General features: G+C 48.0%; 17 protein-coding genes. 2 read left to right on the top strand and 15 right to left on the bottom strand.

Features of this window, described 5'->3' with window-relative positions:
- Positions 1-10 precede the first annotated feature (10 nt).
- The 3 genes from AMJAP_RS06970 to AMJAP_RS06960 form a co-directional block, all read right to left on the bottom strand.
- A complete protein-coding gene (locus AMJAP_RS06970; RefSeq protein ID WP_019621533.1) occupies positions 11-382 on the bottom strand; it encodes a hypothetical protein in 372 nt (123 codons plus the stop codon).
- 115 nt (positions 383-497) lie between these two features.
- Complete coding sequence (locus tag AMJAP_RS06965; RefSeq protein ID WP_019621532.1) at positions 498-1,079, bottom strand: hypothetical protein; 582 nt, start codon at positions 1,077-1,079, stop codon at positions 498-500.
- A gap of 69 nt (positions 1,080-1,148) precedes the next feature.
- Positions 1,149-1,550, bottom strand: a complete 402-nt coding sequence (locus AMJAP_RS06960) for a hypothetical protein (RefSeq protein WP_019621531.1) — start codon at positions 1,548-1,550, stop codon at positions 1,149-1,151.
- A gap of 641 nt (positions 1,551-2,191) precedes the next feature.
- Between AMJAP_RS06960 and AMJAP_RS06955 the strand changes: the two genes are divergently transcribed.
- A complete protein-coding gene (locus tag AMJAP_RS06955) occupies positions 2,192-3,151 on the top strand; it encodes an integron integrase (RefSeq protein WP_019621529.1) in 960 nt (319 codons plus the stop codon).
- 42 nt (positions 3,152-3,193) lie between these two features.
- Here the strand turns inward: AMJAP_RS06955 and AMJAP_RS06950 are convergent, their stop codons facing one another.
- The 12 genes from AMJAP_RS06950 to exaC all read right to left on the bottom strand — a co-directional run bounded on the left by AMJAP_RS06950 (position 3,194) and on the right by exaC (position 14,596).
- Positions 3,194-3,772 carry a PhnA domain-containing protein gene (locus AMJAP_RS06950; protein ID WP_019621528.1) on the bottom strand — a complete coding sequence of 193 codons (579 nt, stop codon included), beginning with the start codon at positions 3,770-3,772 and terminating at the stop codon, positions 3,194-3,196.
- Between the two features lie 138 nt (positions 3,773-3,910).
- On the bottom strand, positions 3,911-5,965 hold the full coding sequence (locus AMJAP_RS06945) for an alpha/beta hydrolase family protein (protein ID WP_019621527.1): 2,055 nt from the start codon (positions 5,963-5,965) through the stop codon (positions 3,911-3,913).
- A gap of 47 nt (positions 5,966-6,012) precedes the next feature.
- Positions 6,013-7,188, bottom strand: coding sequence for a pyrroloquinoline quinone biosynthesis protein PqqE (gene pqqE / locus AMJAP_RS06940; RefSeq protein ID WP_019621526.1), 1,176 nt, complete (start codon positions 7,186-7,188; stop codon positions 6,013-6,015).
- Complete coding sequence (gene pqqD, locus AMJAP_RS06935; RefSeq protein WP_019621525.1) at positions 7,163-7,456, bottom strand: pyrroloquinoline quinone biosynthesis peptide chaperone PqqD; 294 nt, start codon at positions 7,454-7,456, stop codon at positions 7,163-7,165. Before pqqD ends, pqqE begins: the two co-directional genes overlap by 26 nt.
- Positions 7,453-8,223 (bottom strand): pyrroloquinoline-quinone synthase PqqC, encoded by a 771-nt coding sequence (gene pqqC / locus AMJAP_RS06930; protein WP_019621524.1) that lies wholly within the window; start codon positions 8,221-8,223, stop codon positions 7,453-7,455. Before pqqC ends, pqqD begins: the two co-directional genes overlap by 4 nt.
- A gap of 10 nt (positions 8,224-8,233) precedes the next feature.
- Positions 8,234-9,154 (bottom strand): pyrroloquinoline quinone biosynthesis protein PqqB, encoded by a 921-nt coding sequence (gene pqqB / locus AMJAP_RS06925; RefSeq protein ID WP_019621523.1) that lies wholly within the window; start codon positions 9,152-9,154, stop codon positions 8,234-8,236.
- 76 nt (positions 9,155-9,230) lie between these two features.
- On the bottom strand, positions 9,231-9,302 hold the full coding sequence (pqqA, locus tag AMJAP_RS06920; RefSeq protein ID WP_003243383.1) for a pyrroloquinoline quinone precursor peptide PqqA: 72 nt from the start codon (positions 9,300-9,302) through the stop codon (positions 9,231-9,233).
- 160 nt (positions 9,303-9,462) lie between these two features.
- The gene (locus tag AMJAP_RS06915) at positions 9,463-9,639 is read right to left on the bottom strand and encodes a DUF3012 domain-containing protein (protein WP_019621522.1); all 177 of its coding nucleotides are present in this window, start codon (positions 9,637-9,639) and stop codon (positions 9,463-9,465) included.
- 25 nt (positions 9,640-9,664) lie between these two features.
- Complete coding sequence (gene arfB / locus AMJAP_RS06910) at positions 9,665-10,078, bottom strand: alternative ribosome rescue aminoacyl-tRNA hydrolase ArfB (protein WP_019621521.1); 414 nt, start codon at positions 10,076-10,078, stop codon at positions 9,665-9,667.
- A 50-nt stretch (positions 10,079-10,128) separates the two neighbouring features.
- Positions 10,129-10,578: a bacteriohemerythrin gene (locus AMJAP_RS06905; protein ID WP_019621520.1), complete on the bottom strand. Its 450-nt coding sequence runs from the start codon at positions 10,576-10,578 to the stop codon at positions 10,129-10,131.
- 54 nt (positions 10,579-10,632) lie between these two features.
- A complete protein-coding gene (locus AMJAP_RS06900; RefSeq protein ID WP_019621519.1) occupies positions 10,633-12,753 on the bottom strand; it encodes a sensor domain-containing diguanylate cyclase in 2,121 nt (706 codons plus the stop codon).
- A gap of 322 nt (positions 12,754-13,075) precedes the next feature.
- Positions 13,076-14,596 (bottom strand): acetaldehyde dehydrogenase ExaC, encoded by a 1,521-nt coding sequence (exaC, locus tag AMJAP_RS06895; protein WP_019621518.1) that lies wholly within the window; start codon positions 14,594-14,596, stop codon positions 13,076-13,078.
- A gap of 301 nt (positions 14,597-14,897) precedes the next feature.
- Between exaC and AMJAP_RS06890 the strand changes: the two genes are divergently transcribed.
- Complete coding sequence (locus tag AMJAP_RS06890) at positions 14,898-16,460, top strand: methyl-accepting chemotaxis protein (RefSeq protein ID WP_019621517.1); 1,563 nt, start codon at positions 14,898-14,900, stop codon at positions 16,458-16,460.
- Positions 16,461-16,481: the final 21 nt, after the last annotated feature.

Genomic DNA, 16,481 nt, shown 5'->3' with positions numbered 1-16,481 from the left:
GACCATCTAATTATTGGGCTACTGTTGTCGTCATTTCATTAATACGCCCACGCCAATATGTTTCAGCTGCCTCACTTATAGAACCCTGTTCGTTTGACGGCACAGTGCAATAGGAACGAATGGCTTCAATAGACCTTCCAATATCGGGGCCACTAAGACCAATTGAGTGTTTATTTAAAATGCTATTAACAGCTGTCATGTACCCGGTGAGCCATACTTTTAAAACGAACTGAAATTCTTCTTTCTCGATGTTTTCGTTAACTTCAACACATTTAGTTACACCCATTCCGAAAGCATGGTACTTCGTCTCGATTTCGCTTTCACTAGCCAGTAAGGGTGACATAACGAGGGTTGCTACTAGTAGCCCGTAGATAAACTTCATTCCATGATTCCTGGCTAGATCTGTAAAAAAAACATAACGCTCAGCGCACAGGCGAGGAGCGAAGCGACGAGTCCAGCCCGCTCGCGGGCGAGTGTGGCGTGCCTTGTTATGGTGCTTACTCTTCATTCTTTTCTGGCACCAAGCCCATGAACCCAACATTCTTAGGTGGTGGGTTTTCATTTGTGTTGTACCAACGTGAGTCTGGAACCCAACTTCTGGGTTCTAGGCGTTCTTTTGCCACCCATTCCGGCCGATAGTATAGGCGTAACACAATACACACTATGGAATTTACTAACCTAAACCGAGAGGTACCTACCGGGTAATTTCCCTCTTCAGGTAAAGGTGACTGAAGGCTTGTACAAAGCCCTTTTATTTTTTCACTTTCAAATGAAATCCCGTGTTTAGCATGGGCAAATTCATTGCGAATTTTTCTGATTAATCCGATTTCTTGATACTCAAATTTATCTATTAGAGCCAAACTGTAGCAAGCATCGATTCTTGAGGAGAATGTTCCCAGCGGTGCGTTTGGGGAAGAAAGCAATTTCTTTGCAGACTTGCCTTCAACGAAAAATGATTCAAGTGAATTCAGCAATTTTTCATCGATTAATGCTGCACCAACCAGCGGCAAACCTCTATCGGTTTCGTTTTGAAGCTCCTTCACAAAGCTAGCTAGGTCTTCTGCATGCTCTACTAGCACTTAACTCTCCTTGCGCCATAACGCCAAGCTAAGCGGCGCAGCTTGCTGCGTCCTTGCTTGTGCGTCTTGTTATGTATTTTTATGCTTTTTTAATCCCGTATAGCCTTCATAAGATGAATAGCAGGCCAAAAGAAAACAAAATGCAGTAATGGACCAGAACATTTCGGGATCTTCACCTCTATATAAAAAACCACTCTTACTTGGCAAGTACAGGGTTCCTGTAGCAATGGCTACTACAACCAAGCAAAACATAATTATTGAGCCATAGAGCTTCCACCGAAGCATACTTGGAGAATTAGTTTTCTTCTTTTCTAATTCAACTTGCTTTTTATGTTCTGCCTCATTTTCTTTTTGGGATGCTTTTTTAAAAGGCTCTAGTTCACTGGCTCTATCACTATGCTTCTTGCAAAGAACAGTATTCCCTTCACCCCAGTTAATTCCCGTTTTCTCTCCACAGATTTCACACTTCATTGATTACTCCGGAAACTGGTAATACATAACGCAAAGCTAAGCGGCGCAGCTTGCTGCGTCCTTGCTTATGCGATTTGTTATATGTGTTAACGGTGTGAGAGTTTATTACCAATTTCTTTAATTCCTTTTAATAAACTAGATTCACCTGTGATTGCAAAAATCAGGAAATACAGACCAGTGGTTACTCCTGATATCCCTGACAAAGATGTCACCACTTTCTCTGAGAGCATAAAAGTAAAGCCTAAGACGAAAAGCAGACCGACTATACCTCCCAATACTCTCATTAATTTTCTCAAAGTAACCTCATTGGCTAAAACATATAACATTTTAATACTACGCCGGCGCACATGCATGCCAGGAAGAATTGATGAAAAGAAGGATAACTATCAGATAATAAAGAGGAATTATTGAACATCGCGATCTCCTTTAAGACAAAAACGAGAATGCGCATATGCATTCTTAACCCGGCTCACTATCCCGCCAGCGTTTTTAACCTATCCCTTTGTTTTCTTAATGTTTTGCTACACATTGAAGTAACAAAACACGCTTATCAAAAACGACAAACTGAGCATAACTGCTGGACAGAACAAAATAAACTGTATATACATACAGATGCACATAACTTCACAAGGAGGTGTCTTATGTCAAAAAGTCCTTTTCTGGAACAGGTTCGCAAAGAGATTAGATTACGCGGATATAGCATACGCACTGAAAAGACTTATCTTTTGTGGATCAAGCGCTATATCCTTTTTCATCATAAGAAGCACCCCGCGGATATGGGCCCTGTACAGGTTAAAGAATTTTTATCCTGGATGGCAAACCAACAACATGTCGCCATTAATACTCAAAAAACAGCACTGAACGCCTTAGCTTTTTTGTACCACAAAATACTTAAAATTGAGCTAGGTGAACTGGGTTTTAAGCAAGCAAAACGCCCAAGGAGACTTCCCGTAGTCTTAACTCCAGCAGAAGTTAATGCGGTACTGAGCCAATTGAAAGGCCGTCACAGACTCATAATTTCGCTGCTATACGGCAGCGGCCTTCGAATTACTGAATGTCTGCGCTTACGCCTTCAGGATATCTGTTTTGAACGATGTGCTTTATTAGTACGCGACGGCAAAGGAAATAAAGACCGACAAACAATTTTAAGTCGAAGTCTGTTTCCAGCCATTGAGGCGCAAATGTCTAAAGCGATAAAGCTCCAACAAGAAGACAACAGCCAGGGTCTTGGCCCTTCTTTGCCCTTTGCTCTTGGTAGAAAATACCCAAACGCTTTTCGCCAACCCGGCTGGATGTATCTTTTCCCGTCAAACACGCTGAGCCCGCATCCATTGTCTGGGCAGTTATGCCGGCATCATTTACATAATTCGGCGCCACGAAAAGCACTTAAACAGGCGTTCACTAAAACTGAGATCCGATTCAAACGGGTGAGCTGCCACACCTTCCGACACTCTTTTGCAACGCATTTGCTTGAGGCCGGTAGGGATATAAGAACCGTACAGGAACTACTAGGTCACAGTGATGTAAAAACCACTCAAATCTACACTCATGTAATAGGCGAACATTATGCGGGAACGTCCAGCCCGTTAGACTTACTATAAAAAAACGCGCCCTCAGGCGCGTTTCTATGATTCAGACTCGAATCAGGATTTTTTAACAAATTTGGTCAGAATCACAAGTCGTGTACCGTTAACCCGGCCTTCGATATGCTCCTGGTTATCCTGTACCAGTGAGATACCCCGCACCGCTGTACCGCGCTTGGCGGTGAAACCGACACCTTTTACATCCAGATCTTTGGTCAGCACGACATTGTCACCGGCTTCAAGGATAGTGCCATTACTATCCCGGTGAATGACTTTTTCAGAATCGTCCAGATGCTCGCCAGTCGCCTGTGCCCAGAGAGAGGTTTCATCATCCAGGTAAAGCATGTCCAGCAGATCCTGAGGCCAGCCTTCGCTACGCAGTCGATTCAACATACGCCAGGCGATTACCTGAACCGCTGGCACCTGACTCCACATGCTGTCATTCAGGCAGCGCCAGTGGTTTGCATCGGTGGTAGCAGGGTTCTCGATCTGGCCTTTGCAGGTATCACAGACCAGCACAGAGTCATCCACACCGCCTTTCGAACTTGGCGGTACTTCATACACGCTCAGGTTAGCGGTAGCGCTACACAGTTCACATTTAGATTCGCTGCGGTCACGTAAGGCTTGCTCTGTACTCATGATTACTCCGATAGTGTGTCAGGACGCCGCTGTGTGAGAGTTGAATACAACTGTCGATACAGGCAGGTGGTGATTCAAAGTCGCGCATTGTATCAGAAGAGAGGAAAGCTGCGAACCAGCCCTTCACTGGGATCAGAATCAGCTAAGCAGACCACGATAAAACGCCAGCTCCGCTTCGAGGCTATGGATCTGATTCTCAGCCTGACGGAAACCGTGCTGCTCGTCTGGATATAGATGATATTCAACCGGAATGTTCTGCCTCTTAAGCGCGTTAACCATAACGTCGGTTTGTTGTGGCACCACCACCCGGTCTTTCCCCCCCTGAAAGAAAACCATTGGGCAATGAATCTGGTCGGCATGCGCCAGTGGACTGCGTTGTTGATATCGCGCCGCATCCGCTTGTGGATCACCGATGAGCCAGTCCAGATAATGACTTTCAAATTTATGCGTATCCCGGGTTAACGCGACAGGGTCACTCACCCCGTAATAACTGGCGCCCCCCTTAAAATGTTCGCTGTAAGCCAGGGCGCAGAGAGTCGTGTAGCCCCCGGCACTGCCGCCGCGAATAAAGACATTGTTGGGATCAATCAGCGCTCGCCCCGCCAGATAATCAACAACTGCCACCGCGTCTTGCCAATCAGTCTCGCCCCAGCTACCGGCTAATCTCAACCGGTAATCCCGCCCATAACCGGTGCTACCACGGTAGTTCAGATCAACCACCGCAAAGCCGCGGCTGACCCAGAACTGAATCTTTGGGTTAAACACCGGATAGGTCGCCCCCGTTGGCCCTCCATGCGTGAAGACTACCAGGGGCGGCTGGCTTTCCTGTTCCTGTACGCCAACTTCCGTGGGCTTAGGTTGCTGAGGACGATAGAGAAACCCGTATGCCGACTCATCAGCCACCGGGTAGTGAAGTGGTTCCGGCTCGCTCACCTGAATACCGGGTAATTGCCCTCCCGCAATCACTTTAACCGCCTCACTCCCGGACTTAGCCGGTGCGATCTCGATGACGGCAGAGCCCTGCGCTTTTGATGATGCAATACAGTACACATGGCCACGAAAGCAGCACACATGGCGAAATAAGCTGTATGTTTCAGCCAGCCGCTGCTCAGGCATAGAAACAGACCCGATTACCAGTCGGCCTTCACCCTGTTCCATATAGCAGGCGACCCAAGGATGCTCAAAGAACTGATTAGAAAGTGACTGATTATCTTCCCTCTGAGGGTCGGTCAGTTCATCCCAGGTATACACCCCCAACTGCCATTGCGGAATGCCAAAATCGTTATTGCGGGGCCACAGGGCTTCGGCCTCAATCGACAGACCGCCTGGTTCTCGTTCCTCTATGCCACCGGTCAGCTCCTGCGATGTCTCAACAAAACCATCCTTATATAGATAACGGTATAAATTCCACCAGCCCGTTTTATCACTTATCGCCACCAGACTGTTATCACGCATAAATCGGGGCTGTTGAATCGCTTCTTCCGTGGTGCCTCCCGCTAGTACCCGGTGAGCACTCAGTTCGCCTTCGGCATTAATACGAGCGCTGTTCAGCCGGGTGCTTACCCAGGGCATATGCGGGTGGTCCCAGCTTAGCCAGGCAAATAGCCGCCCATCAGCGCTGAGGGTCGGCGCAGCATAAAAATCATCGCCACTGACCCATTCGGTGACGATTCCACTCTCTATTGAGATAGCGACTAATGAATGACGAGGCTGAGTCGAGTCCGCCGTTGTTTGTTCTTGCACGGCGATAATACGTCGCTGCGTGGCATCATACAGCAGGTCGCCATAGCGACAATCGCTATTATGAGTCAGCTGCCAGGGCTCTGTTTCAGGCCTCGTTTGAGAGTCTGACTGACTAGCGGATGTTGAAGATGGGGGTAATGGGGGTTCATCGGCGCACAGCCAGATCTGCTGATCTGCCGCGTTTACAAAAGCAATCTGCGATGCCAGCTTGCACCAGCTTTTACCACCGTATTCATACACCCCACTACGAACGTTAAAACCGGCGGGCGTCAAACAGGCTTTTCTGCCCTCCCAGCTACGGTAAACCAGAACATTTCGCCCCCCGTCTGCAGGCCGGTACTCAATCCAGTATAGCCCCTGTTCACAGGCCTCTAGCTGACCATATTCCAGCCCTGCCGTTACCGCATCCACGGCCGACAATGTAGAATCGAAAAAACCATATTTGGGCATAGGCAGGATCTGTCCCTTCCGGTTGAAATCAGAGATGGCTGATCATATCAGCCTTTGCAGAACACCTTTGAGTTACGCTCATTGCGGAAGATAGGTTCTTTGTGCGAGGGAAGTTCAGCTTCTTCCCGGGCCTTCACAATCAACTCATGATGAGGTGATTTACTGCACACAGGATCGGCATTATTAGCATCGCCGGTCATCATAAAGGCCTGACAGCGACAACCACCGAAGTCTTTCTCTTTCTCATCACAGGAAGCGCAAGGCTCCTTCATCCATTCGTAACCACGGTAGTGATTAAAGCCGTTCGACTGGTTCCAGATCGCCTCGATGCTCTGCTCCCGCACATTGGGAAATTCAATCGGCAACATACGGGCGCTATGGCAGGGTAACGCTGTACCATCCGGTGTCACGGTCAGAAACACCTGACCCCAACCATTCATACAGCCCTTCGGACGTTCTTCATAGTAATCCGGCGTCACAAAGATAATCTTAATCGGGTTGCCTGCCGCAGCCAGACGGTCACGGTACTCATTGGTAATGCGTTCTGCTCTTTCGAGCTGTGCATGAGTTGGCAGAAGATCATTACGATTTTCATAAGCCCAACCGTAATACTGACAGGTGGCCAGCTCAACATAGTCGGCTTGCAGCTCAACACAGAGTTCAATAATACGATCTATCTGGTCGATATTGTGACGATGGGTGACGAAGTTCAGCACCATCGGGTAACCCTGGGCTTTCACCTCTTTCGCCATCGCCATTTTTTGCGCAAAAGCCTTTTTAGAACCCGCCAACAGGTTATTGACTTCCGGGTCTGCCGCCTGAAAACTGACTTGAATATGATCCAGTCCTGCTTCACGAAAGTCAGCGATTTTACGTTCGTTAAGCCCGACACCGGAGGTAATCAGATTAGAATAGTAACCCAGTTGCCGCGCTTCACGAATAAGCTCAGTCAGATCCTGGCGCACCAGTGGCTCACCACCGGAAAACCCCAGTTGTGCCGCACCCAGTTCACGCGCCTGGGTAAAGACATCGATCCACTCAGCCGTTGTCAGCTCGCCTGTCTTGCTGGCGAAATCTACCGGATTCGCACAGTAAGGACATTGCAACGGACACTTGTAGGTCAATTCAGCCAGCAACCAGAGTGGCTGGCCGTGGGTTGGAACACTACTTAAAGACGGCGCCGATGAAGGCTGGCCGTTACAGGCTGATCCAGAGTTGCTCACGAGCGTCTCCTAAGAAATCAAGAATATCCCGATCGATCCCTTCGGCATCGGGAAATTTGGTCTGTAGAGCCTGGACAATATCCGCTACAGTACGCTGGCCATCAACTAAAGCCAGTACTTCACCAGCCGGGCCATTAAGCTTCACCATCCCTTCAGGATAGAGCAAAACATAACAATCCTGCGCTTTCTCCCATTGGAAACGAAACATGCTATTAAGAGCTGGCGTCTGAGTCAGGCTAATCTCACTCACTTGCGCCGGGCCACTCATGAAAACAACCCTTTGTGATAGACCTTCTCGTCGGTCACGGTATGGTACGGTGGGCGCGCCATTTCATAGGCCATGGTCATGGCGTCAAGCATGCTCCAGAGAACGTCCAGCTTAAACTGCAGAATATTCAGCATCCTTTCCTGCTGTTCACGGGTCGTATAGTGTTCCAGAGTAATTTCAAGTCCATGAACCACATCACGACGGGCCTCGGTCAGACGATTACGGAAATACTGATAGCCCTCTTCTTTAATCCAGGGATAATGTCCCGGCCAGCTATCCAGACGATTTTGATGGATAGTTGGTGCAAATAGCTCGGTCAGTGAGGAGCTGGCGGCTTCCTGCCAGGTCGCCCGACGGGCAAAATTCACATAAGCATCCACGGCGAAACGCACACCCGGTAGTACATGTTCCTGAGAGAGAATCTCTTCACGGGTCAAGCCGACCGCTTCACCCAGTTGCAACCAGGCTTCAATACCCCCGACAGCACCATCATAACCATCGTGATCCAGCACACGCTGTACCCAGTGACGGCGTACATCCCGGTCGGGGCAATTGGCCATAATCGCCGCATCTTTTACCGGTATTGAGATCTGATAGTAAAACCGGTTAGCCACCCAGCCCTGAATCTGCTCTTTCGTACAGCTGCCGTTATACATGGCGACATGATAGGGGTGCTGGGTATGATAGAAAGCACTTTTAGCCCGCAGTGCCTGTTCGAATTCATCCCGGCTCATCGGTGGCAGGGCTTCGTTAACCTGTGCGTTCATAGTCAACCTCTTACAGTTCTATGCTCATTCCGTCATGAGAGATTTCGATACCGTGGGCGAACACTTCAGCCCTCTCTGGCGAATCTTCATCTAAAATCGGATTGGTATTGTTTATGTGGATCAGAACTTTCCGGGGCTTTTCCAGCGTATCCAGAAATTCAATCATGCCACCTTCGCCCGACTGAGCCAGATGACCCATCGTGACACCCAGCTTATCGCCAACACCGGTGGTGAGTAGCTCATCATCACGCCAGATAGTGCCGTCAACCAGCAAGCAATCCGCATCTTTCATAATCGGTTTCAGGTGGGGTTCGATCTGACCAAGGCCAGGTGCATAGAACAGTTTTTTACCGCTGCGGGTATCTTCTATCAGGATACCTATGTTGTCCCCTGGATGGGGATCGTTACGATGCGGCGAATAAGGGGGAGCACTACTGAGCAGTGCAACCGCTGTCAGTTTAAATTCGGGAACCTGGGGAATAACAAAGCTATTGTTTCCCTCTTCTACCGGAATAGCATTACGCTTAATGCCGCCGTTCCAGTGTTCCAGCATATTGAAAACAGGGAAACCGGTGGTCAGATCCTGATAGACCATATCAGTACACCAGACCTCATGAGGGCAACCTTCCCGCAGCATCAGCAGGCCGGTGGTATGGTCGATCTGACTGTCCATGTAAACAATTGCCGCAATACCCGTATCACGTATCTGACGATTCGGTTGCATGGGTGAAAAGTCTGCCAGCTGCTGGCGTATATCAGGCGACGTATTAAATAGAATCCAGTCTTCACCGTTTGCACTTATCGCGATGGATGACTGAGTACGAGCCTTTGCATTGAGGGTTCCGGCACGATAGCCGGCACAGTTACGGCAGTTACAGTTCCACTGAGGGAACCCGCCACCGGCTGCGGAACCTAGAATCTGAATTTTCATTGTTATTATCTTGTCAGCAATTCTGAAGGGGCAAAAACTAAAAAGCTCCACCCTGGGGCGGAGCTTGATAGATTGCTTAGCGGTTTGCGAAGTACATTGTTACTTCAAAACCAATACGCAGATCTGTGTAAGCTGGTTTAGTCCACATATGCATTACCTCTGTTGTTATTAGATTTTCCAGTCTTGAGACTGTTATTAATAATATGAAGTAGTTCGCGGATCACATATGGTACTTTGGAACTAAAAACGCTCCTGTTTTAGTCTATAAAAAAACAAACTCTACTACGTTTTATATATGAATCAATAAGTTAGAAAATACAGCTTTTAGCAAACTCTTTGGCTTCATTGCCCGACCAGTCTCCCTTCGGCTTCTCTTTCATTTCTGCACACCACTCTTTGCTGCCTACTTCAGGGGAGCAGCCCTGTAAAGACACTATGGCCAGCCCCATCACTGTCACTAACCCCAGTCGCTTAATCAGTTTCATCTATCTATTTCCTTCTTTTTAAAAATTAGTCGGTAACCCGTCCCCGCATTACCTTTACCTGGCCCCGCTTAGTCTTACTGTCCATCCGTTTTCGTTTGGCTGAACGACTAGGCTTGGTGGCTTTTCGGGTTTTCTGCACAACGGTAACGGTTTTAATCAGTAACAAAAGGCGTTGCAGTGCATCATCCCGGTTCTTTTCCTGCGTTCGAAACTGCTGCGCCTTGATGACAATAATCCCCTCTTTGGTGATACGAGAGTCTTTCAGCTGTAGCAATCGTTCTTTGTAGACAACAGGTAACGAAGAAGCATGGATATCAAAACGCAGGTGTATCGCAGACGAGACTTTATTAACATTCTGCCCACCGCTTCCCTGAGCCCTAATCGCAGTTAGTTCAATTTCATCATCCGGTATAGATATAGCATTGGAAATTTTCAGCACAACTGGGCCCGTTTTAGTCGAGGAAATCCATTATAACAGCATCTCTTCTTTCAGCTCAGATCCTGCGGGTGCTTTCGTAGAAATACCGCCATTTTGCCATCTGTCTTAATCAGGTGATCTAAAATCCATTCACGTGCCAGACTAATAATTTCATTATTCAACTTAGCACTAATCTCTTCTGGCGCGGTCTTCGCTGCATTCGACCCCACCACCTGTTGAACCTCAAGATAGAGCTTCTCCAGATGCTCAACAATCTGCTGATGCTCGATTTTATGTTCAGCATAGTGAGGATAACGAATCTTTAGCTGGATGGTTTCTTCCCGGTCAAAGTGCTCCCGGGTGTAATCCACCAGTTGACGAAAAAAAACAGGTAAGAACTTTAGATTTTCCGGCTTACTTATAGCCAGTTCAACCGAGTTAAATAAAGCGATCAGGTATTTATGGTCCTGATCTATCTGATCATTCCCAGTAGAAATTTTTGGCATCCAGACAACGGGCATTAGGCAAAATCCTTAACTATAAATTATAAAATTGAGTATTGTAATTTAACGCTATTAAACATAATCAGTCTTCTGCTGCCCTTTCGCAGCCATCCAGAGTTCGAAAAACTTATAGTTATTACGCCCCTGCTCCTTCGCCTGATAAAGTGCTAAATCAGCATATTCGAGTAGTTGAATATCATCCCGGCTATCCGATGGTGCCACAGAAATGCCAAGACTGGCCGTTAGTGAAAAACTTTCTCCGGCAATCATAATGGGTTCTGAGACAACCTGGATAATACGTTCCGCCAGTTTGATCGCTGTTTGCTGCATATCACCAGGCTGGTTGCCCAGCAGAATCACAAACTCATCTCCCCCTACCCGGCTAACCATATCAATACTACGGACTGTCTCGTTCAACCGACGGGCCGTTGTAATAAGTACCTGATCGCCTACCCCATGACCGTAGGTATCATTGATCGGCTTAAAGTGATCCAGATCCATAAAGATGATACCCAGTTGTCGGCCAGGGTTACGACCGATAATAGCCAGTTCATGCTGCAACCGGGCGGTTAACGTTCGACGATTGGGCAGATCCGTCAAAGAATCACTTTGCGCCAGGTGTTCTAGTTTTTCCTCAAACGCCTTACGCTGACTAATATCGGTAAAGGTGCCAATATAATTTTCTGCCTCCCCCCGACTATTCCGATAACAGGTGATTGATAATGCCTGAGGGTAAAGAGACCCATTCTTACGCCGGTTCCAGACCTCCCCGTGCCACTCGCCCTCTTTAGTCAGCGTCTCCCAGAGCCTTCGATAGAAACCACTTTCCTGACGGGAGGATTGTAAGAACTTGGGATTTCTACCTAAAACCTCATCGCGCTCATAACCGGTAATTCGGGTAAATGATTCATTGATACTCACAATTCGATTATCCGCATCGGTCACCATAATGCCTTCATGCGCGGCCTGAACGATACGAGCACTAATCTCTAACGACAGAGCATTCTCTGAAAGTTCTTTTTGCTGCTGATCAATATCCGTTTGGTAGTTTCTGAAGACATGTTCAAATCCACGAGTAAAATACCTCATCGCTACCAGGGCGATGAACAATATCAGACCCAACAGGAGCATCAGCTGCAGATGGTCAATACGTTCCTTCTGATTAATCACTTGTCGTTGTTGCGCCAACAGCTGTATACCCGGATCCGTATCAGCCCCGCCCACCAGGGACCAACCCCAGATAGGCAGTGGTTTAATATAAATCAACTGATCATCTATCGGCGTACCATCTGCCTGATACCAATCGCTTCGGTGAAACCCTTCCGTTCCTAGTTTATAAGACAGCGCCGTAAGCCGTTTCTGATCATCTGCCGATTCGTACAGAGATAAATGTTTTTCAATAAACTGACTAACCCCTTTACCGGCAATAATATGTCCTCTGCTATCAAAAACAGCGATATAGCCATCTTCACCAAACTGAATATTTTCGAGGTGCTGGATAATTTCCTGCTGCAGATCATTCTGAATTCTATAGACATAATCACCCGCACCAATCATCCAGTTGAAGGGTTCAAAACGTGCGATATAGGTGATTTTATCCTGCATATTCTGCTCGTCACCCGGCGGATACCAGCGATAACGCACATACCCCCGCCCATCCTCTGAAGCGATCACCTGGGTAAAGCGACGGACAAAATAATTCCCCCGGTCATCTTTCAGATCAATAAGCGAGGTTCCCTCTAATTCAGGCTGCGGGGGTAATAACAAGCTTTTGCCAAATGAATCACCGACGAAATAATATCCGCGACCATTAAAGAACCGCACTTCACGCAAGGATTCCAACATGACTTGTTTCAACTGATCGTCTGAAAGCTTGTCTTTATTCTCCTGGTAGATTCCCTTCAACACCGCTATCGCTTGCAGTACTTCATCCTGCGCGCGAGTCATCAGCACTTGTTCAGCCCTCTGATACCGGGCTTCTGCATAGCCACTTGCGGTATCCACTTCATCCTGTAAGCGCCGATTAACCTGCGCTTCAACTGACAGCTGCAATGCATTAAGCCGTGCTTCGCTATGTTGATGGCTGATCATAGAAAAATAAGCCAGCACTCCCACCAGCAAAAAGACAATAAGTAACATCGCCGACCAGAGGGTGCGCATGTGTTTTTGATAGAGGCTTTTCGTCAATTCCATTCCTGCTCCGGCAAGAAAACAGATCGTTCCTAAAAAGAAGCTGTGTACCAGCTTAGTTGGTGTAGAAGAGCCGTTACAAGGAGGTTCGGGAGCGGACTACTCAAGATGACAGGTAATCAAACAAAAAGGGCGGTCAAAGACCGCCAAAGAACACCGACAAATCCCGGTACAAAGTGCGATACCAGTTGCGGATTGTAACCCGCCCATGAATAGCGGGTTACGGTGCGAGTCTCCAAAACGACGAATGGAGATATGCAAACGGGGCAGCATGGCTACCCCGGGGATTGCGTCAGCTATATTGCTATAGCATCAACAGATCGGCTTAGAAAAAGCCCAGTGGATTAATATCGTAGCTAACCAACAGGTTCTTGGTCTGCTGATAATGATCCAACATCATTTTATGAGTCTCACGGCCTACACCAGACTTCTTGTAGCCACCGAACGCTGCGTGAGCAGGATACAGGTGGTAACAGTTTGTCCAAACACGACCAGATTCGATACCACGACCCATACGGTAAGAAAGGTTCATATCGCGGGTCCAGACACCGGCCCCAAGACCAAACTCAGTATCATTTGCGATTTCAAGCGCTTCCGCTTCATCTTTAAAGGTCGTTACAGCGACAACAGGACCGAAGATCTCTTCCTGGAATACGCGCATTTTGTTATGACCTTTCATCAGCGTAGGCTGAACGTAGTAGCCAGAACCAAACTCACCATCATTCTCATGAGCATCGCCACCGATCAGGAATTCAGCGCCCTCTTCTCTACCGATATCCATGTAAGACATGATCTTGTCGAATTGCTGCTCAGACGCCTGAGCACCTACCATCGTATCAGTATCCAGCGGGTTGCCACGCTTAATCTGATTGGCACGCTCAACTACCTTAGCGATGAACTCATCATACATGCTTTCCTGAATCAGCAAGCGAGAGGGACAGGTACATACTTCGCCCTGGTTAAAGAATGCCAGTACAGCACCTTCGACCGCTTTACTCACAAACTCATCTTCCTGATCCATTACATCGGCAAAGAAGATGTTTGGTGACTTACCACCCAGCTCTACGGTAGACGGAATAATATTTTCAGCAGCACACTTAAGAATGTGCGAACCAACAGGCGTAGAACCAGTGAATGCAATCTTAGCGATACGGGTGCTGGTTGCCAGCGCTTCGCCCGCTTCTTTACCAAAGCCGTTAACCACGTTCAGAACACCCGGTGGTATCAGGTCACCAATCACTTCCATCAGTTTCAGGATAGATACCGGCGTCTGCTCCGCAGGCTTCAGTACGATACAGTTACCTGTCACCAGTGCAGGTGCCAGCTTCCAGGCAGCCATCAGCAATGGGAAGTTCCATGGAATGATCTGACCCACCACACCCAGAGGCTCGTGGAACTGGTAAGAAACTGTATTCTGATCGATTTCACCGATTGAACCTTCCTGAGCACGGATACAACCGGCATAGTAACGGAAATGATCAACACAGAGAGGCACGTCAGCGGCCATCGTTTCACGAACTGCTTTACCGTTATCCCATGTTTCTGCAACGGCCAGAAGCTCAAGATTTTGTTCGATGCGATCTGCAATTTTAAGCAGTAGATTAGAGCGCTCAGTTACTGAGGTAGCGCCCCAGGCAGCTTTGGCTGCATGCGCTGCATCCAGCGCCAGATTAATATCTTCCTCAGAAGAACGTGGAATTTCACAAAACGTTTCACCGGTAACGGGTGTAGTATTCTGGAAGTACTGACCTTTAACAGGCGCAACCCACTCACCACCAATATAGTTAGCGTAACGGTCTTTAAAAGAAACAACTGAACCTTCGGTTCCTGGCTGTGCGTAAATCATTTTCCTAAGCCTCTTTTTTGTTATACAGCGCACTTCGCGGGCTGTTTTGAGTACCTGTTCATAGTAGTCAGTAGGGCCGACCCTCAACCATGCTCCCTTGGCACTGAAAAATTAGTCATTTAGTAGTAATTCCTGAGCTGAAGTACATAACCTGCCCCCCAAACTGAGCACCATTTCAAAAGCAATAACAGACAAACAACGCTATATTCATATTATCCACCTAAGGCCCGTCAGGCTTGAGATCGCGGCCTGATACTGCCAGTAATAATCTGAACCTGAAACGATTCAGTAAGAGGTTTCAATGTCTACAAATCAGCAACAGAGAGAACAACTTGTCCAGGATGGCTGTCGCCTCATTTCCACGACCTCTCTAACCGGCTGTATCACCTATGCCAATAAATACTTCTGTGAGGTTGCCGGCTACACGGCAGACGAGCTGATGGGGCAGAATCATAATATTGTCAGACATCCGGATATGCCGGCAGCAGCCTTCGCCGATCTGTGGAAACACTTAAAAGCTGACGAATCGTGGCTGGGCGCGGTGAAAAACCGCTGCAAGAACGGTGACTACTACTGGGTGCTGGCTTATGTCACCCCGCAATACAATGAAGCGGGAAAAAAAGTTGGCTACCAGTCGGTCCGGACAAAGCTGCCTGACGACATTAAAGAGACCGCCCAACGGCTCTACGATCAACTCAATAGCCATCCAACACGGGTTTCGTTTTCTCGAAAACAACTCAGTCATCGAGTCGTTGCGTCAGCCTTTTGCGGTTTACTCGGGGTTACTTTGGTTAATCTGGCGCCGTTAGATCTCTATTTAAAGATTGCCCTATCCAGCGTATTGACCCTGTCATTTACCGGACTAACCCATTGGCTTCTCTCACCTTTGCACGATAGATCCAGACACTCACTTGAAATTTATAACAACCCCGTCTCCCAGAAAGCACTGACCGGACGGATGGATGAGATAGGCGCTTTCCAGCTATCCAACTTGTTTCTTGAGGCGCGATTAGGCACCGTTACCGGCCGGGTTGAGGATGCCATTGCGACCGTTAAAAACGTGATGGGGGTTACCCACGAGAGCCTGGATCAAACCACTGACGGTATTGAACAGCAAAACCTGGAAAGCGACATGCTAGCCTCCGCCAGTACAGAGATGGCTTCGTCATCGCATCAGGTTGCAGAAAACACCTCACGCACATCAGAGGTGACGCTTCAGGCCGCTCAAGATGCGCAGAACGGTCGCACGAGTGTTAACGATATGCTGAATACTATTGAGCAGCTCGTCATTGAAGTCGCACAGGCCTCGAAACTATCAGATCAGTTGCATAGCCAGACTGAAGAGATCGGCAACATTACCACCATGATCAACGACATTGCAGATCAAACCAACCTATTGGCGCTCAATGCTGCGATCGAAGCGGCCCGGGCAGGTGATAATGGCCGGGGGTTTGCGGTGGTCGCCGATGAGGTACGCACCCTTGCAACCCGAACTCAGGAAGCCACCAATCAGATTAAAGCCAGTATTGATGCTATCCAGAATCAGGTAGAACAAACTACTAACAGTATGAGTAAAACCCATCTTCAGGCGAAAGAGAGTATTACCCGAGCCGAAACCGCCGGTAAGTCTTTTGACCAGCTGAGCCAGTCACTCGATCTGATATCGCAACAGAGTCAGCAGATTGCTGTATCTGCTGAAGAACAGAGCGGTACCGCTGAAAGCCTTAGCCGCAGCGTCATTTCGATTCGCGACATTTCCGACAATAATAAAGATTCCATTGCCCGGACCAATGACGCAACCGATAAATTGGCGATGCTGGTGACCGACCTGTCTCAAATTGTAAATCGAACACTGAAACGCTGAGCAAGAACGCTTGCCGGATTA

It is taken from the genome of Amphritea japonica ATCC BAA-1530 (assembly GCF_016592435.1).
Taxonomy (GTDB): Bacteria; Pseudomonadota; Gammaproteobacteria; order Pseudomonadales; family Balneatricaceae; genus Amphritea; species Amphritea japonica.
Note: the sequence above shows the minus strand (reverse complement) of the source record. Positions and strands in the feature narration are given on the sequence as shown.